An 18,050-nucleotide genomic window follows, 5' to 3' on the forward strand; every position below is an offset into this window, starting at 1 on the left:
CCGGGACGCAAGCTGCGCGCATGGCACGCCGCTTCAACACGGCCGGCCCCTGCCGCCCCGATTTGCACTACATGATCCCGGCCGAGCGGCGCCTGCCCGAGGCGCCCGGCCTGGTGGAGCAAGGCGCCTACTTCGTGGTCCATGCGCCACGACAAACGGGGAAGACCACGGCGCTCCGCGCGCTCGCCGATCAGCTCACCGCCTCCGGCCGCTGGGCGGCGCTGCACTTCTCCTGCGAGGCGGGTGAGGCGGCAGGCGACGACTACGGCGCGGCCGAGCGCATCCTGCTCAGCTCGCTCCGGGCGCGCGCCGAGCTCACCCTTCCCCCGGCGCTGCATCCGCCTGCCTTCCCCGACGCCCCGGAGGGCAACCGCGTCGAGATCGCGCTGCGCGCCTGGGCCCGCGCCTGCCCGCGGCCGCTGGCGCTGCTCTTCGACGAGATCGACGCCCTGCGAGGCCAGAGCCTCCTCAGCGTGCTGCGCCAGCTGCGCGCCGGCTTTCCCGATCGCCCCGCCGACTTTCCGGCCGCGGTGGCGCTCTGCGGGCTGCGCGACGTGCGCGAGTACAAGGCGGTGAGCGGCGGCGACCCGGGTCGCCTCGGCACGGCCAGCCCGTTCAACGTCAAGCTGAAGTCCCTCAAGCTCGGCGATTTCGACCCCGGCGAGGTGCGCGAGCTCTACGCCCAACACACGGCCGACACCGGCCAGGTCTTTGCTGAAGAAGCGGTCGAGCGGGCCATCGCGCTCACGGCCGGGCAGCCGTGGCTCGTCAACGCGCTCGCCCGCGAGATCGTGGAGGAGCTCGCGGTGCCCGCGAGCGAGCCGATCACCACGGCGCACGTCGAGACGGCCAAGGAGCGCCTCATCCTGGCGCGCGCCACCCACCTCGACTCGCTCGTCGCCCGCCTGCACGAGCCGCGCGTCCGTCGCGTGCTCGAGCCCATCCTCTCGGGCACGCTCGCGATCGTCGGCGACGCCTACCAGGACGATCTCCAGTACGCCCGCGATCTCGGGCTGATCGCGCCGGGCAACCCCGCGCGCATCGCGAACCCGATCTACCGCGAGGTCATCGCCCGCGTGCTCGCCGGCGACGTGGAGCCCGTCATCCTGGCCGAGCCGAGGAGCTTCGTGCTGCCCGACGGCCAGCTCGACGTCGCGCGCCTGCTCCGGGAGTTCGCCGCCTTCTGGAGGGAGCACGGCGAGGCGCTCTCCGGCAACCTCGGCTACCACGAGGTCGCGCCGCAGCTCGTGCTGATGGCCTTCCTGCAGCGGGTGGTGAACGGCGGCGGGCTGTTCGAGCGGGAGTACGGCCTCGGCCGGGGGAGGATCGACCTCCTGGTCCGGTGGCCCTACCGCGCGCCGGACGGGTCACGCGCCGTGCAGCGCGCGGCGCTGGAGCTCAAGGTCTGGCGCGAGGGAGAGAAGGATCCCACGCCGAAGGGGCTCGCGCAGCTCGACGGCTACCTCGCCCAGCTCGGCCTCGACGAGGGCGTGCTCGTGCTGTTCGACCGCCGCGCCGCGGCGGGCGACGTCGAGGCGCGGACGCGGCTCGAGGAGGCCCGGACGCCGTCGGGCCGGCAGGTGACGCTGCTCCGGGCCTGAACGGCCGCGGGCCGCGCGAAGCTCACGGCGCCCCGGGTCCCTTGCCCCTCGCCCCCGCGGCGCTCGCGATCTGGGCCTCGAGCGCCGCCACGCGCTCCAGCGCAGCCTCCTTCGCCGCGCGCTCCGCCTCCTTCGCCGCGCGCTCCGCCTCCGCGGCGGTCGGGAAGAGCTCCTCGCCCTCGGGCCCCGTGGCCAGCCGGAGGCGCGCCTCCTCGCCGGCGCCGATCACCCGCAGCCAGCAGCCGAGCACGCGCGCGTGGATCCGGTCGACGTTCGTCGTCTCCACCCGGACGAAGCCGCGCGTCTTCAGCCTCCGGTAGCGCTGCCACCGCACCCGATCGCGGCCCCGCTCCCAGTCGGGATCGAAGATCACGAGCTCCTTCACCCCGAGCTCCCGGTAGCGCTCGGGCGCGTCCACGTAGTCCTTGTAGGGCTCGTCGGACGAGACGACCTCGAGCGCGAAGCTCGGGGCGATGCCCGTCTCCCACACCTTCCAGCTCCGCACGCGCCGGCCCGGCGGCACGCCAGGCAGCACGTACACGTCCGGGGCCACGACCTTGGAAGGATCGAACTGCCGATAATAGATGAACTGGTCCGCCCCCACGAACCTCGGCCGACCGAGCGCCTCGTACCAGCGCTCGATGAGAGGACGGAGGAGCTCCACGATCCACGTCTGAAGGGAGTCCTCCCCCATCTTCTTCTCCACCGGATAGAACGTCGGATCACGCTCCTTGCCGTCACGGTGCGCCCGCCGATGGACCTGCCTGTGCGCCTCGGTCGACATGCCCCATCCTACCCGACCGGGGCTCGCGCATCGACCCGCGCCGCTGCGACGCGCGCATCGACCCGCGCCGCTGCGGCGCGCGGGGCCCGCTCCTCGGCGCTGCACCTGCCCGCGCGACGCCGCCGACGCGATAGGCTGCGCCCACGTTGCTGCCCCTGCGCCTCGCCCCCCATCCGACCGACCTGCGCGGCCTCCCCGCCGCGTCCCGCCGCGAGGCCCGCGCGGCGCTCGCCGTCACCGCGCTCGCCACGGCGTGGTTCGCGCTCGCGGCGGCGTGGGAGATGTTCGGCCCCGTCCTCGCCGGACATTACGCGTCGTCGGCGAGCGTCGGGATCATCGCGGAGAACATGCTCCGCTGGAAGATCCCCGGACCCGTCTGGGAGTACACAGCGAGCCGGCCGGCGCCCGGGATGTACTACTGCCATCACCCGTGGGGGATCTTCTGGACGACGGCCGCGTTCATGAAGGTCCTCGGGCGGCACGACGTCGTCTGCCGCCTGCCCGCCGTCCTGCTGAGCGCCGCGACGCCGCCCCTGCTCTACGCCCTCGGCCGGAGCATCTACCGCCCCGCCGCAGGGGCCGCCGCGGCGGCGGCGTTCGTCGTCCTGCCGATCACGCTGTCGTTCGCGAACTTCAACGCGCTCGAGGTCCCGGTCATGGCCTGGACGCTGCTCGGGCTCTTCGGCTACGTCCGCCTGTTACAGACGTCCAGGCGCCGCTACCTCGCGGTGAGCGCGCTCGGGCTCGCGCTCGGGATGCACGCCGACTGGCCCGCGTTCGTGCTCACGGGCGGGCTGCTCGCGTTCGGCGCGATCCGGGCCTACCTGCTCCCGAGGCGCGTCTTCGGCCCGCTCCCCGAGCGGCGCTACGCCGCGTGGTGGGTGCTCACCGCCTCGATCGCCGCGCTGACGGCCGCGCTCTACCTGGCCCTCTTCCAGCAGGCCGGCAAGCTCGGCGACCTCCTGACGAGCTACGGGCTCCGCTCCTCGGGGAACGCCGAGCCGCTCAGCAAGGTGCTCGAGAGCCGGCGGTACTGGCTCGAGCTCTCGTTCACGCCGATCGCCATCGCCGCCGGAAAGCTCGCCGCGATCGTCTGCGCGGCGCGGCTCGCCCTGCTCCGGCGCGAGCACGACGCGCTGCCGCTGCTCTACCTCGCGACCGCGACGGTGCAGTACGTCGTCTTCCGGCAAGGCGCCGACATCCACATCTTCTGGCCGCACTACTTCGCGGCCTATTTCGCCCTCGCCGCCGCCGCCCTCGTCGACACGGGCGCGTTGCTCCTGGAGCGCGCCGCCGCCGCGCGGCGAGCCGCCCGGATCGCGACGCCGTCGGTCGGGCCGGCGCTCGACGCGCCGCCAGGCGGGCCGGCGCTCGACGCGCCGTCAGGCGGGCCGGCGCTCGCGGCGCTCGCGCTGTGGCTCGTGCCGCTCGCCGCCATCCTGCGCGACGGGGTCCCGGCGCTGCGCTATGCGCGCGAGACAGGCGGGCGCTTCAACGAGCGGGGGCACCTCATCGACTCCGACGGGGCGAAGACGGCGTTCCTGCGATGGCTCGCGCCGAGGCTGCCCGGGACGACGACCGACGCGCCCGTCGCGATGCACGAGAGCATGAAGGCCACCTGGGCCCAGGTCTGGGCGCTCGGCGGGCGCGTCGTGGCGCCCAACCGACCCCCGCCGAAGGAAGCCCCGCCGCGCGGCGCCTACCTCGTGGACGCGCGGTTCATGCTCGATCGGGATCAGGCGAGCCTCGCGCAGCGCTTCGCCGTGACGGCGGTGGGCCCGTTCTGGGCGCTCGGCGCGGGCGACGGGGCGCGCACCTCCCCGGCGAGCGGCATCGAGGCGTTCTCGTTCCGCGAGCGAGAGCCGGGGCTCCTCGCCTGGTACCTCGTCTCGGGCACCGAGCCCGAGCGCGAGATCGTGCCGGATCCGTTCCTCACGTGGGAGCTCCGCACGCACTTCGGACAGCCGGCGGAGCCGCCGGCCGCGCCGCCCGAGACGCTGGAGCAGAAGCGGATCGCGCACAACATGGCGCTGGCCGCAGGCGACGGCGCGCGCGCGGCGGCGATTTTCGGGGAGATCAGCGCCGCGCTCGCGCCGATCGGGGCGCGGTTCGACGACGGCACGGAGCTGCTCGGGACGACGTTCCACGAGGGCGCCCGCTCGCTCCTCACGATCTTCGTGCGCGCGGGGGGCCCGGCGGCGAGCGACGTGGTGCTCGCGGTGCGCTCCCGGGTCGTCGAGCGCGCCCCGCTGTCCACGACGATGGCGGACCCGGTCGTCCGCGAGGTCGGACTGCCGACGGCGATCTCGCCGCAGCGCTGGAGGGCAGGCTTCCTCTATGCCGATCCGGTGCCGATCCGGAAGCGGCCAGGGACGGAGGTGTTCTGGGCGTCCCTGACGGCGCGCGAGCGCGGCCGCGCGCCGAAGCTCGTGGATCGCGGCGGCGCGTCGGAGGTCGAGGTCCTGCGGCTGCGATGAGCGGGCGCGCCCCGCTATCCCCGTGGACAAGGCCCCGCGTTCCGGTTTTACCTTCGGGCATGAGCTCTCGCCGAACAGGGTTGGTTCTGATCCTCGCGCTCGCCGCGGGCTGCGGCGCACCAGCGCCAGCCGCCCAGTCGCCGGCGCAGCCCGCGTCGCCGGCGCAGCCCGCGTCGGAGGGGCCGACCGGCTCGACGTCCCCGGAGCCGGAGACCTCGGCCCCCCCGGAGCCGAAGCCCGCGGCGCCCCCGCCGGACGCGCAGGCCCCCGCGGCGGCCACGCCGGCGGCCCCGCCGCCGCCGGCCACCGCGAGGCCGGACGGCAACGTGAGGCCCGGCCAGGCCACCGCGACCGGCACGCTGGGGGGCAACATCTCCGAAGCGCAGGTCCGCGACGTCGTGGAGAAGCACGGCGAGATGTTCGACGAGTGCTACAAGATCGGCGTCAAGAGCTCGCCGAAGTTCACGGGGAAGGTGACCGTCAAGGCGACCATCGGCCCGACCGGCAAGGTGAACAAGGCCGACGTGGTGAGGTCGACCGCGAAGAATCAGCAGGTCGATCGCTGCGTGGCCGATACGTTCGAGAAGATGCAGTTCCCCACGCCGCAAGGCGGGGTGACGACCGTCATCACCTTTCCCATCGAGTTCAGCGGCGTCGAGCTCGTGCAACCCTGAGGGGAGCCCTTGCCGCGCGAGGCCAGGTTCTTCCTGGCCGGGCGTGAGGTCTCGCTGAGCTGCCCGGCCCCCCGGGCGGGGGCCTGCCGGAGACGCGCGACCATGAATGAGCCTGGACGACGAGGTCCTGGGCGCGAGCCCTCTCGAAGGCCGCGTCGGGCTTGAAATTTACAATGCTTCACGGTGCGACGTCACACCGAGAGGCCATGGCACACACTGCCGACCAAAGTGTCTGTCATGAGAACCGCTATTTCGCGTTGCGCAAAGCCCCGCCCGGAAGACATGATGAAGCCTCGCTCTGGTGCTTTCGGCGGCTCGCCAGGGTCCGCCGCCATCAACGCTTGACCTCTTGGAGAGAGCCATGAAATCGAGATCTCGCCTGTCGTCCTTCGGTCGGGTTCCGCTCGGACATCTGCTGCGCGTCGCCTGCATCGGCGCGGCGCTGCAAGCGGCCGCGTGCTCCAGCGACGACGGCCCCAGCAACGCCGGGGACAGCGGCGGCACGACAGGGAGCTCGGGGAGCACGGGCAGCGCGGGCAGCGCGGGCACCGGCGGAGACGACGTCGGCGGCGTGGCCGCGGGCACCGGCGGAGACGACTTCGGCGGCTTGACCACGGGCGCCGGCAGCGGCAACAGCAGCTCGGGGAGCGGCGCGCCCAGCAACGAGGACACCTGCGATGGCCTGGACAACGACGGCAATGGCATCGTCGACGACGTCGACGTCGGCGGCGACGGCGTCTGCGACTGCCTCCGCATCGCCACGCTGGGCAAACCAGGCCGGTGGGGCGACGGCGACGTCTTCGAGTCCTGGCTGAACCAGCGCAGCATCAACGGTGCCGTCGGCCTGAACGACGCCGAGCTCACCGCGGAGGAGCTCGCGAAGCACCAGGTCATCGTCATCCAGGACGTGAGCGACATCGGGCGCACGTACTCGGACGCCGAGGTCGAGGCGCTCCGCGACTGGCTCTCGAAGGGCGGCGGCCTCATGACGTTGATCGGGTACGGCCAGACCAGGGAGCGCGCGAACGTCAACACGCTGCTCGCTCCGCTCGGCGTCAGCTACGACGAAGAGCAGATCCTCCCGAGGCGAGGCGGCGCCACGGTCCCCATCACGGAGTGGAGCGGAGGGCATCCGGTGCTCGACGGGATCGAGGCTGTCGGCGTGGACACCGGCTACCCGGTGGTCGGCGAGGGCACCACGCTGGCGACCGGCGACGGCTACGACGTGCTGAAGGCGCTGGAGATCGGCAATGGCCATGTCCTGGTCTGGGGCGACGAGTGGATCACCTACAACACCGAGTGGGTCGATCATCCCGAGTATCAGGTCGAGCGCTTCTGGCTGAACGCCATCAAATGGATGACGCCAGCCAACGAGTGCCAGGTGGCCATCCCACCCCAGGTCAACTGAGCCCCTCGATCTCCCGCGCATCGATCACGCGGCCCGGGAGCCCTCGGCGCGCCGCGGGCCGGTCACGGTCCGGTAGAGCTCCTCGTATTTGCCCACCATCACGGCGCTGCTGAAGCGCTCGCGCGCGCGGCGCGCGCAGGCGGCGCGATCGAAGCGGGCCAGGCCCGCGGCGAGCGCGGCGAGGCGCGACAGGTCGCCCGGCGGCGCCAGGTAGCCGGTGACGCCCTCGTCGACGATCTCGGGGAAGGAGCCGCGGCGAAAGCCGAGCACCGGGGTGCCGCAGAGCATGGCCTCGATGGCGATCAGCCCGAACGGCTCCTCCCACTGGAGCGGGCAGAGGACGGCGCGGGCCCCGCGCAGGAACGCGACCTTGCGTTCGTGGCCCATCTCCCCGAGATCCGATACCCCGCTCTCGCGGAGGCGCGGGACGACCTCCTGGAGATAATAGATCTGGTCCTTGGGGTGCGCGCGGCCCGCGAGCTTGATCGGCAGGCCCGCGGCCCTCGCGATGTCGAGCGCCAGGTGGGTCCCCTTCTCCTCGGCGTAGCGGCCCAGGTGCGCGAGGTAGCCCTCGTCGCTCAGGCTCGGCGGATAACGCGCCGGCGTGACGCCGTGATGGATGACGCACGAGCGCGGCAGCGGGATCTCCAGGGCGCGCTGCCGCGCGCTGATCGCCACGTACGCGACCTCCGGGTGGCGCGCGTAGATGCGCGAGCTCTCGCCGCAGGGCGCGTGGTGCAGGGTGTGCACCGCCGGGACGCGGACGAAGCGGGTGAACGGGACGGCGATCGGGCTGTTCACGTGGATCACGTCGAACCCGTCCTCGCGCGCGATCTCCGCGAAGGCCCAGGCGACGTGGTTGACCTCGTCTTCCGGCATCGGAGGCCAGATCGGGCTCCCGTAGAGGGACCGGCGACGGCAGGTGACCACCGAATCTCCCGTCGCGAAGAGCGTGACCTCGTGTCCATGCGCCGACAGACCCTCGGCCAGCTCGTGACAGAACAGCTCGGTCCCGCCGTACCCGGAGGGAGGCACCCGGATGAACGGGGTGGAGACGATCGCGATCCGCATGCTCTTTGCTCCTCGGTCGCCGCGCCGCGACCGGGGCGCCATGCTCGCCCCCGCTCGCAGCGGAGCGCATACCCGCAACCGGGACCCATCAACGAGCATGCCAGCGGGCTGCTCTCACCTGCCCGGCCGAGGGAGCGCGCGAGGACAGCTGCTGCGCAGCAGACGCAGCGCAGCGCGGCGCGGCGCCCGCCAAGCCAGCGCGATCCGAACCAACGAGCGGCGGTGCGGCGCTTTCTTCAGGCGTCCCGTGCGTCTAGGATGCGCCCTCCCGCTCGCTCCTGCGCGCGGGGCAGCGCGGGGACCGTCGAGAGCCCGAGCGCCCCAGCCAATCTGCACACAGGTGGTCAATGACTTCGAGATCGAATCGTTACGGATCCGCGCTCGCGTTGAGCATTTCGCTGGTGGCCACCGCGGGCTGCCAGATGGCGACGATGCCCGATCGCGGCCTCATCAATGAGGACACGGGAGGGGGCGGCGGACAGGGAGGCACGGGCGGAGGGGGCGGCATCGGTGGCTCCGGCGGCAATGACGGCGGCGGGAGCAACGACGGCGGCGGTGGCTCCGGCGGTGGCGACGGTGGCTCCGGCGGTGGCGATGGTGGCTCCGGCGGTGGCAACGGCGGAAGCGACGGGGGCGCCGGCGGAGTCGATGGCAACGGTGGCAATGGCGGCGACGCAGGAGCCGGTGGCGGCGGCGGAGCAGGCGGCATCGACGGACCCGGCGGGGGCGGCGGAGCGGGCGGCAGCGACGGCTCCGGCGGCAGCGGCGGGGGCGGCGTCCCGTGCACCGCCGACACCGATTGCCCCGCGCCCGACAGCGAGTGCGCGATCGCGAGGTGCGCCGACGGTGGATGCACGACCGAGCCCGTGGCCTCGGGGACGTCCGTGAAGGTGCAGGTGGCCGGCGACTGCCGCGAACGCGTCTGCGACGGTGACGGCGCGGTCACGGAGGTCGACGACGACGGCGACGTGCGCGACGACCACAGCGAGTGCACGGTCGACTCCTGCCGCGGCGGCTCGCCGATCAACGCCCCGGTCGAGACCGGCACCTGGTGCTCGCGGGCCGACGGCGGGCTGTGCAACCCCGCCGGGGTCTGCGTGCAGTGCCTCGTCGACACGGACTGCCCGACCGAGGTGTGCATCAACTACGTCTGCCAGGCCGCCTCGTGCGAGGATGGCCTGCGCAACGGCGACGAGGGCGGCATCGACTGCGGCGGCAGCTCCTGCCCTGCGTGCGGAGCGCCGGCCAGGGTGACGTCCGTCGACTATCCGGTCATCGCGGTCGGCGGCGCGCTCGTGCTCACCGGCTCCGGCTTCACCGGGGCGACGGGGGTGACCGTTGGCTTCGCGCCGCAGCCCTTCACGGTCGACTCCGACACGCAGATCACGATCCCCGCGCTCTCGAACGAGACGCCGATCGGCCCGGGGGACATCGTCGTGAACCGGCCGGGGGCGCGGTGGACGTCGTTCCCGGTGACGGTGATCCAGCTCCAGATCAACGAGATCGACGCCGACACGGCGGACAGCAGTGACGTGCTCGAGTTCATCGAGATCAGCGCGGGCTGGCGGTACGTGAACCTCGCCGGTTACACGCTCGTGCTCTACAACGGGGCCACGGACGGCTCCTACCGCGCGATCGAGCTCAACGCGACGACGGACGTGGGCGGCCTCCTGCTCGTCGGCAACAGCGGCGTCGTACCCGCGCCCGCCCTCGTCTTCTCGACCAACACCCTGCAGAACGGCCCGGACGCGGTCGCCTTGTACCAGGCGCTGCCCGCGGAGTTCCCCACGTCCACGCCGGCCACGGCGGCGCGCCTCATCGACGCGGTGGTCTACGGACCGGCGGCCGAGGAGGACACGCAGCTCTTGAACGCGCTGATCTCCAGCGCTCCGGGGCGCGTTCAGGTCAGCGAGGGCGCGACCTCCGCGCTGTCGCAGACGCAGTCGATCCAGCGCTGCGCCGACGGCCTCCGCGACGGCCGCCGCTTCGGGGCGGCGGCGCCGACCCCTCGCAGGCCCAACACCCTCCCCTGCCCCTGAAGGCGCGGCGCCACCGGCGTGCCGCGCCGCGCCGCCGCCCGGCGCTGGCTCCAGAGCTCAGCGCTCGAGGTGGACGTCGAAATCCTCGATGCTCACGGCGAGCTCGTAGCGCTCCTCGATGAGCCCCGCGAGCTCGGGGAACCCGTTCAGCGTGTCGCGCGAGTCGATCGCGTCGCCGGTCACCGAGGGGAAGACGTCGTGGCGCTCGACCACGATCGCGGCCGGCGGGCTCGCGGCGAGGTCGCGCATCAGCGCGTCGCGCGCCTCCTGCCGGGCCCACGCCGCGCGCTGCGGGACGTTGTAGAGGTAGCGCGTCGCCGGCGGGCGATCGGCGAGATCGTAGATCACCGGCTCGAAGCCCCACACGAACACGGGGCGCCCCGGCGCGACGCGCTCGCGCAGCCACGCGGCGACCTCCCGGTTCGCCGCGGCGTTGACGTCGGCGACCGACGCGAGGCGATCGAGGCGCGCCTGGTCCCTCGCGCCCGTGGCGAGCACCGCGAGCCGCTTGGCGCAGCGCTCGATGTAGTCGTCGGCCACGTCCTTGGTCGCGGAGCGAGCGAAGGCGGTCGCGACGAGCGCCGCGAGGAGCGCCGCCGCGGCCGCCTTCACGCCGGACCGCGTGCACCGCTGCCACGCCTTCCAGAGGCCGAGCGCGGCGAGCATCGCGGTGAGCGGCCACGTCGCGCCGTAATGGTAGGGGAAGAACTTCGCCTGCATCACGACGCCGACGAGGTGCATGGCGATCACGCCCGCGAGCAGCGCCACGCCCGCCCGCTCGTGGCGGTCGGGGTGCAGCGCGACCAGGCAGGCGAGGCCGAACGCGAGCGGGCCGGAGTAGTGGACGAGCCACTCGCAGACGCCGTACCACGCCATGCCGAGCACGCTCGCTCCGCGCCACCCGAGCGCGGTGTAGTGCGGCGTGAAGACGAAGAGGACCTCGCGCAGATCGCCGAGCGCGCCCCTCAGGGCGAACCAGGCGGCGCAGGCGAGCACGGGGAGCACGCCGCCGAGCGCGATGAGCAAGGCGGGCCGGAGCGCCGCCCAGAGGAGCGCGGCCGCCGTCGATCGGACCGGCCCGGACGCAGGCGCCGCAGAGCGCGCCGGCTCGCCCTGGATCGCGGTCGGACCCGCGTCGCTCCGGCGCCGGACGGCGGCCCGCTCCGAGCCGCGCCGCGCGAGCTCGGCGAGGGCGGGCGCGGCCAGCGCGACGGCGAGCACGACGCCGCCCCCGGCGAGGGGCGGCTTGAGGAGGCCGGCGGCGCCGAAGAGCGCGCCCGACACGACCAGCGCGGCGCCGCGCGGGGCGGCTCGGATCGCGCCGTCGCGGCCGCGCGGCGTGGCGACGAGCAGCGCGGCGATGGTGAGCATGCCGCCGAACGACTCGGGCTGCGCCGTGTGCCAGAAATCGAGCTGGGCGTGCACCAGCACGGCGAGCGCGGCGGCGACGACCCCGATCCTCCGGTCGCCGAAGAGGCGAGCGGCGAGCGACGCCATCGCGAGGCACATGCCGGCGAGGCCGAGGACCTCGATGACGCGGATGCCCCACTGCGCGGGCCCGAAGAGGGCGCGGGCGAGCGCGTAAATGAGGAAGATGCCGGGCGGCTTGAAGTCGAACGCGTCCCTGTAAGGCATGCCGCCGTCGAGCACCGCGCGCGCGACCATGGCGTAGATGCCCTGATCGCGGCCGTAGCCGTAGGTCAGCACCTGCAGCAGCAGGAACGCGATGACGCCGAGCGACGCCGCCCGGATCGCCCGCGCCCCCGCGACGCGCGGCGGCCCGGCGGCGAGGCGCTCGCGCGCGCTCTCGCTCGAGGGGGCCAGGGGGGCGGGGGCTGCGGTCGCATCCGGCGCGGCGTCACGCACGGGGCCCTTGTACCGGCTGGGGCCCGCCAGCGTCTACGTGCGTCGACATCCGATTCCAGCCGCCCTGCGCCGGGCGCCTGGGTGGAGGCGTGCCTCGGTGGAGGCGGCTCGCCGTGGGCGAGACCGACGCAACCGACGCAACCGGCGCGACCGACGCGCCCCACATGGCCCACGCGCACGCGACCTTCACAAAGGATACACACCGGACGAACACTGTGTCGTTGCTCTCGAAGGGCGGGCGGCGTATACGACCCTGCCGCCTTGCCCGGAGAGGAGAAAACGGGCGCTCACGGCGGCGCGCGTTGGAGGCGCGGGAAGCGATGGTCGAAGTTCGCATGCCACAGCTCGGCGAGAGCGTGGTCGAAGGAACCGTCTCGAGGTGGCTCGTGCGCGAGGGCGATTTCGTCAAGCGCGAGCAGCCGCTGCTCGAGGTTGCGACCGACAAGGCAGACACGGAGATCCCGGCGCCTATCGCGGGTCGTGTCTCGCAGATCGCGGTGGCCGAGGGTACCGTCGTCGCCAAGGAAGGTCTGCTCTGTCGGATCGACGAGACGGCGCAGGGCGAGGCCCAGGCGACGGCCCAGCGCGCGAGCGCGCCGCCGGCGCCGGCGCCGTCCGAAGCGCGGCCCGCCGCGCCGGCGCCCGGCAGCAACGGGCACGACGAGAGCGCCCGCCCCCTGACGAGCCCGTCGACGAAGAAGCTCGCGCGCGAGTCGGGCGTCGACCTGCGCGACGTGCACGGGACAGGCGATCACGGCCGGATCACGCGCGACGACGTGATGCGCGCGGCGCACGGCGCGTCGGCCGAGCCGGCGCCTCAGCCGAGCGCGGCGGCCCAGCCGGCGAGCGCGGCCGCGGAGCTGTCGCAGCTCATCCAGGCGAGCGGCGGGTTCGTGCCGCCGGTGCCCGGCGTCGGGTACGGCGCGTACAAGGTGCCGCCCTACTCCCCGAAGCCCGGCGACAAGGTGGTGCCCTTCAGCCGGCGCCGCCGCATCACCGCCGACCACATGGTCTATTCCAAGGTGACGTCGCCGCACGTGGTGACGGTCGCCGAGGTCGACCTGCACGAGACGTCGAAGCTGCGCGACCTCCACAAGGACGAGTTCAAGAAGGCGGGCGTGTCGCTCACGTTCCTGTCCTTCATCTGCGCCGCGGCCGTCCGCGCGCTGCGCGAGCACCCGGAGTTCAACGCTCGAGTGCTCGAGAACTCGTACGTGGTGCTGCGCGACGTCAACCTCGGCGTGGCGGTGGACACGCCCGGCGGCCTCATCGTCCCGAGCATCAAGCACGCGGACGAGCTGTCGCTGCGCGGCATCGCGAGGAGCATCGACGAGCTGGCCGGGCGCGCGAAGTCCGGCAAGATCACGGCCGACGATCTCGCGAACACGACCTTCACGGTCTCGAACCCCGGCCTCAAGGGGAACCTCTTCGGCGGCGCGATCATCTCGCAGCCGAACGTGGGCATCCTCCGGATGGGGGAGATCAAGAAGCGCGTCGTGGTGGTCACGAAGGACAAGGAGGACTCGATCGCGATCCATCCGGTCATGTTCCTCGCGCTCTCGTACGACCACCGCATCATCGACGGCGTGCTGGCGAACTCGTTCCTCTGGCGCGTCACCGACATCCTCACACGCGGGGAGTTCGAGGTATGAGCGCGACAAGCGAAATTCAGGGCCTGCGGGCGCTCGGCGAGGTCGATCCGGAGATCGCCGAGCTGATCCGCCTGGAAGAGCGGCGGGAAGCGGACACGCTCCGGCTCATCGCGAGCGAGAACTACGTGTCTCGGGCGGTGCTCGAGGCGACGGGCTCGGTGCTGACGAACAAGTACTCCGAGGGGTACCCGCAGAAGCGGTATTACGAGGGTCAGCAGCAGGTCGACGTGGTCGAGGAGCTCGCGCGGACGCGGGTGGCCAAGCTGTTCGGGGCCGACCACGTGAACGTGCAGCCCTACTCCGGCAGCCCGGCCAACCTGGCCGTCTACCTGGCGTTCGCCCAGGCGAACGACACGATCATGGGCCTCGGCCTGCCCGCGGGCGGGCACCTGACCCACGGCTGGTCGGTGAGCATCACCGGGAAGTACTTCAAGAGCATCCCGTACGGGGTTCGCGAGAGCGATCACCGCATCGACATGGATCAGGTCCGCGACCTGGCGCGCGCCAACCGGCCGAAGCTCATCTGGTGCGGGACGACGGCGTACCCGCGCACGCTCGACTTCGCCGCGTTCCGGTCGATCGCCGACGAGGTGGGGGCGATCCTGGCGGCGGACATCGCGCACATCGCGGGGCTCGTGGCCGCGGGGGTGCACCCGTCGCCGGTGGGCATCGCCGACGTGGTGACGTCGACGACGCACAAGACCTTCCGGGGCCCGCGCGGCGCGATGATCCTCTGCAAGAAGGAGCACGCGAGCGCGATCGACAAGGCGGTGTTCCCGGGCCTCCAGGGCGGCCCGCACAACCACACGACCGCGGCCATCGCGGTCGCGGCGAAGGAGGCCTCGGAGGAAGGGTTCCGGGCCTACGCGAAGCAGATCGTGGTGAACGCGCAGGCGCTCGGGCGCGCGCTGGAGTCGCGCGGCTTCCGGCTCATCACCGGCGGGACCGACAACCACCTGCTCCTCATCGACATGACGCCGAAGGGGATCGCGGGCAAGCCGTACGCGCAGGCGCTCGATCGCGCGGGCATCGTGGCGAACTACAACTCGATCCCGTTCGATCCGCGCAAGCCGTTCGACCCGTCGGGGCTCCGCATCGGCACGCCGGCGGTGACGTCGCGCGGGATGGGCGTCGCCGAGATGGAGCGCCTCGCGGCATGGATGGATGAGGTGGCGCAGAACGTGAACGACGAGGCGCGCATCGCGCGCATCGCCGCCGAGGTCGCGGAGCTCTGCCGCGGCTTCCCGGCGCCCGGCATCCGGCTCTAGCCGGCCCTGCGGCGAGCCACGGCGCCGCCACCGAGGACGCCATGGAGAGCGATCTCCTGGCGTCCTCGGCGTTTTTGTGGCCGAGCCCGAGGACGCCACGGAGAGCGATCTCCTGGCGTCCTCGGCGCCCTGTCAGCGTCACTTCACGTAGAGCTGCGCGGCGGCGACGCCCGAACCGGCGGTGGCCTTCACGATGAACTTGGCGTTGATGCCGACGGGGAGCGACCAGCGGTAGCAGTTGCCTCGACCGCCGAGCACGGCGTTCGAGCCGCTCGAGTTGTCCTGCGCCAGCACCGAGGAGCCCATCGGGATCGGGGTCAGCGCGACGAGGCTGATGTCGAGCTCGGTGATCCCCGCGCCGACGCCGACGATCGTGTAGCACTTGCCGGGCATCAGCTGGATCTGCTGCTCGAGGGTCTGTCCGGCGCTGAACTGCCCCGCGATCGGCCCTCCCTCCTTCGTCATGCCGGGCGCCTCGGTCGCAGCGAGGTTGTTCAGCGGGATCGTCGCGGCGGAGGCGAGGTTCGGATCGATCGCCGACGCGCTGCCGGAGCTGCTCCCGCCGCTCGGGGCCGGCTGCTGCCCGCCGGTCTGCTGGCCAGGGATCGGGAACGGCCAGGGAAAGCCGCCAGGCTGCGCCGTCGGGGCGGGCTGCGTCGTCGTCGGGGCAGGCTGCGTCGGGGCGGGCTGCGTGGGTGCAGGCTGCGTCGGGGCGGGCTGCTGGTACCCGGGCTGCTGATACCCCGGCTGCTGGTACCCGGGCTGCTGATAGCCAGGCTGCTGATACCCGGGCTGCTGATAGCCAGGCTGCTGGTACCCGGGCTGCTGGTAGTAGCCGGGCGGGGGCTGGTTCGCGTAGCTCGGCGGCGTGGACGCCTCCCGCTGTTGACAACCAGCAGCGAGGGCGACGGTGAGGACCAGGGCGGGCAGGACGCCAATCGTACGGAGCAAAAGAACCTCCTCGAATTTCCGGCGGAACGCCGCGTTCAATCTCACTGACGGGCTCGCGACGCAACGGGTGGCTCGCGGGGAGCTCCCCGGCGCGCCCCCCGAAGCCCGCTCAACCGAGCTCCAGGTCCGTCCGCCGGATGTCGCTTTGGACGTGGCACGCCCTCGCTTTCATCGCGCCCACCCGACGGATTGATGCTGTTTCTGCCATGATTTCCCGGGTTATTGCGGCCAGGCGCGGCTGGCCGGGGCCAAAAAGTGAGGTAGCCTACGGCATGACCGACCACGGCTCCCGAGCGAAGCTCGATCGTCCCGGAGAGTTTGCTCAGTGGTTCCTGGAACGAGAGATGCTGGCGAGCGCCGGCATGGGGATCGCGGCCGACAGGGCGCGGCTGCACCTCGGACGCGCGGTCACGTTCCTGGAGCAGGGAATGCTGCGCGAGTCGCTGGTGGAGGCGAACTCGGCCGCGTACCTCGATCAGGCGATCCGACCCGAGGCGCTGCTCATTGCGCGCATGTGCATCCTGCGGGAGTTCGTGGGCGAGCCCGGCGGCTGAGCGGCGCGGCGGCGCGCGGGGGTGAACGCCCGCGCCGGCTTGCCTGCGGGCTTGCGCCGCCGGCGCAGCCGCGCAAGACGCCTCGCACATAGCCCCCGCCCTCTGGCGGGTGTATGAGCGCCGCGAGCACAGCTGTCCCAACGAGGGGCCGCGGCGTGCGGCAGGGCTGTGCGCGAGGAGGCCGCAGATGACGGTGACGGGTAGGTCGTTGGGTTCAGCAGTGCTCCTGGCTCTCTGGGCGGCAGCGCTGGGCTGCGGCGGCAGCAGCAAGGAGTCGGAGTTCGCGGACGACGCCCCGGACGCGGGGACGCCGCCGCCCCCGCAGCCGACAGCGTCCGTGCCGCCCCCGGACGCCGGCCTGCCCCCGGTCGCGGCGCCCACGGTAGCGCCCTGCGATGGAGTCCAGTCGCTCGCGATGACCACCATGTTCCAGGGCCGCGCCGCCGGTGAGGCGCCGAAGATGCAGCCGGAAGGGGCGCCCGTCTGCAGCGTGGTGCCCGAGGGACAGACGGCCTCGGGGCAGACCTTCATGCTCCAGCCCGGCTATTGCTATACGTTCCTGGCGCAGGCGCTCCCCACCGTCACCGAGGTGGACATCCAGCTGGAGCTCGATCTGAACGCCGGAGGGCAGCCAGGGCTCGCTGCGTTCAACCTGAAACCGGTGCTCGCCGTCGACTCGGACACCGGCCCGACAGCCGCCATCGGAGCCAAGCAGAGCTGCTACCAATGGCCGTTCCCCATCGCGGCGACGGCCAAGCTGGTTGTCAAGGCGCGCACCGGCTCGGGACCGGTGGCGGCGCAGGCCTACAGCCGCAAGAAGTGAGCTGACCTCGCCGCGGGGGCGGCGGCGGCATCGAGCCGCCCGGCCCCCCGGCGGCGGCGCGCGTTGCCGGCACGCGACGGGGCCGCCCCGCTGCGCGCGCTGGACGCCCTTCCGCCGCCGCGGCGATGGTGCGCCGAGGCCATGGAGCAAGAACGGCCACGTCGCCGTGGCCGCCCTGCGCTCCGCTGGGAGATCCCGTAAGACTACAGGAGCGCGTCCTTGATGGCCTTGATCGGCCGAGCGCGGACCGACTTGCTCGCCGGCTTCGCGGCAAAGGTCATCGGCTGCTTGGTAAACGGGTTGATCCCCTGGCGCGCCTTCGTCGCAGGGCGCTTGACCACCCGGAACTTCGCGAAGCCGGGCAGCGTGAACACGCCCGACTTCTTCAGCTCGCGATGACCGATCGTGATGAGGGACTCGAGAACGTTCTTCACCTGCTTGCGGCTCAGCTCATCACCGGCAGCTTCGGTGATGGCCTGGATCAGGCCGCTCTTGCTCAACGTCTTCTTCGCGCCGCCCCCGGCCGTCTTCTTACTTGCCATGGCACTCTCCTCGGACATGAGCTCGCGCGCGACACCTCGCCGCGCACAGCCTCAGTGAACCTTACACACGACACAGGACAAAAAAAGACAAAAATGCGGGGAGAAATAGCGATTTCTGAGACGGGGCATCGCGCGGACCCCTGAAAGACCGCGCCGGAGCGGTGCGCCAGAGGGGGAACCAGCCGCCGGGAAGGGCGGCGGCGCGGCGCCGTCGCGGGCCGGAGAGCGTCAAAAAACGCCTGGAATGGCGCGGTTTTGCGCGCTCCACGTCATGCGCGCGCCGCCTGGGGCGGCCGCGCAGGCGGCCGCCGCGACCTGGGCATACCCGCGGAGACGCGCG

14 protein-coding genes are annotated in these 18,050 nt (G+C 72.5%); 9 read left to right on the top strand and 5 right to left on the bottom strand.

Features of this window, described 5'->3' with window-relative positions; all coding sequences use genetic code 11:
• Positions 1-20 precede the first annotated feature (20 nt).
• The gene (locus WMF29_RS34920) at positions 21-1,601 is read left to right on the top strand and encodes an ATP-binding protein (RefSeq protein WP_437324430.1); all 1,581 of its coding nucleotides are present in this window, start codon (positions 21-23) and stop codon (positions 1,599-1,601) included.
• Between the two features lie 22 nt (positions 1,602-1,623).
• On the opposite strand, the gene WMF29_RS34925 is transcribed toward WMF29_RS34920, so the two are convergent.
• A complete protein-coding gene (locus WMF29_RS34925) occupies positions 1,624-2,385 on the bottom strand; it encodes a Uma2 family endonuclease (RefSeq protein WP_437324431.1) in 762 nt (253 codons plus the stop codon).
• Between the two features lie 146 nt (positions 2,386-2,531).
• Between WMF29_RS34925 and WMF29_RS34930 the strand changes: the two genes are divergently transcribed.
• The 3 genes from WMF29_RS34930 to WMF29_RS34940 all read left to right on the top strand — a co-directional run bounded on the left by WMF29_RS34930 (position 2,532) and on the right by WMF29_RS34940 (position 6,944).
• A complete protein-coding gene (locus WMF29_RS34930) occupies positions 2,532-4,862 on the top strand; it encodes an ArnT family glycosyltransferase (RefSeq protein ID WP_437324432.1) in 2,331 nt (776 codons plus the stop codon).
• Between the two features lie 59 nt (positions 4,863-4,921).
• Positions 4,922-5,536, top strand: a complete 615-nt coding sequence (locus WMF29_RS34935; RefSeq protein ID WP_437324433.1) for a TonB family protein — start codon at positions 4,922-4,924, stop codon at positions 5,534-5,536.
• A 361-nt stretch (positions 5,537-5,897) separates the two neighbouring features.
• Positions 5,898-6,944: a hypothetical protein gene (locus tag WMF29_RS34940; RefSeq protein WP_437324434.1), complete on the top strand. Its 1,047-nt coding sequence runs from the start codon at positions 5,898-5,900 to the stop codon at positions 6,942-6,944.
• Between the two features lie 24 nt (positions 6,945-6,968).
• On the opposite strand, the gene WMF29_RS34945 is transcribed toward WMF29_RS34940, so the two are convergent.
• On the bottom strand, positions 6,969-8,015 hold the full coding sequence (locus tag WMF29_RS34945; protein ID WP_437324435.1) for a glycosyltransferase family 4 protein: 1,047 nt from the start codon (positions 8,013-8,015) through the stop codon (positions 6,969-6,971).
• 386 nt (positions 8,016-8,401) lie between these two features.
• Between WMF29_RS34945 and WMF29_RS34950 the strand changes: the two genes are divergently transcribed.
• The gene (locus tag WMF29_RS34950) at positions 8,402-10,054 is read left to right on the top strand and encodes a hypothetical protein (RefSeq protein WP_437324436.1); all 1,653 of its coding nucleotides are present in this window, start codon (positions 8,402-8,404) and stop codon (positions 10,052-10,054) included.
• Between the two features lie 57 nt (positions 10,055-10,111).
• Here the strand turns inward: WMF29_RS34950 and WMF29_RS34955 are convergent, their stop codons facing one another.
• Positions 10,112-11,920, bottom strand: a complete 1,809-nt coding sequence (locus tag WMF29_RS34955) for a glycosyltransferase family 39 protein (protein WP_437324437.1) — start codon at positions 11,918-11,920, stop codon at positions 10,112-10,114.
• Between the two features lie 335 nt (positions 11,921-12,255).
• On the opposite strand from WMF29_RS34955, the gene WMF29_RS34960 reads away from it, so the two are divergent.
• Positions 12,256-13,572, top strand: a complete 1,317-nt coding sequence (locus WMF29_RS34960; RefSeq protein WP_437324438.1) for a dihydrolipoamide acetyltransferase family protein — start codon at positions 12,256-12,258, stop codon at positions 13,570-13,572.
• Entirely contained in the window at positions 13,569-14,840 is a 1,272-nt protein-coding gene (gene glyA / locus WMF29_RS34965) for a serine hydroxymethyltransferase (protein WP_437324439.1), read from the top strand. Before WMF29_RS34960 ends, glyA begins: the two co-directional genes overlap by 4 nt.
• A 138-nt stretch (positions 14,841-14,978) precedes the next feature.
• Here glyA and WMF29_RS34970 read toward each other — a convergent pair whose 3' ends face one another.
• Positions 14,979-15,791 (bottom strand): hypothetical protein, encoded by an 813-nt coding sequence (locus WMF29_RS34970; RefSeq protein WP_437324440.1) that lies wholly within the window; start codon positions 15,789-15,791, stop codon positions 14,979-14,981.
• Positions 15,792-15,928: 137 nt separating this feature from the next.
• On the opposite strand from WMF29_RS34970, the gene WMF29_RS34975 reads away from it, so the two are divergent.
• Positions 15,929-16,345 (top strand): hypothetical protein, encoded by a 417-nt coding sequence (locus WMF29_RS34975; RefSeq protein WP_437324441.1) that lies wholly within the window; start codon positions 15,929-15,931, stop codon positions 16,343-16,345.
• A gap of 208 nt (positions 16,346-16,553) precedes the next feature.
• Positions 16,554-17,168, top strand: coding sequence for a hypothetical protein (locus WMF29_RS34980; protein WP_437324442.1), 615 nt, complete (start codon positions 16,554-16,556; stop codon positions 17,166-17,168).
• 203 nt (positions 17,169-17,371) lie between these two features.
• On the opposite strand, the gene WMF29_RS34985 is transcribed toward WMF29_RS34980, so the two are convergent.
• On the bottom strand, positions 17,372-17,710 hold the full coding sequence (locus WMF29_RS34985; protein ID WP_012239209.1) for an HU family DNA-binding protein: 339 nt from the start codon (positions 17,708-17,710) through the stop codon (positions 17,372-17,374).
• Between the last annotated feature and the right edge of the window lie 340 nt (positions 17,711-18,050).

Source organism: Sorangium sp. So ce381, from assembly GCF_051473845.1.
GTDB classification, from domain to species: Bacteria; Myxococcota_A; Polyangia; order Polyangiales; family Polyangiaceae; genus Sorangium; species Sorangium atrum.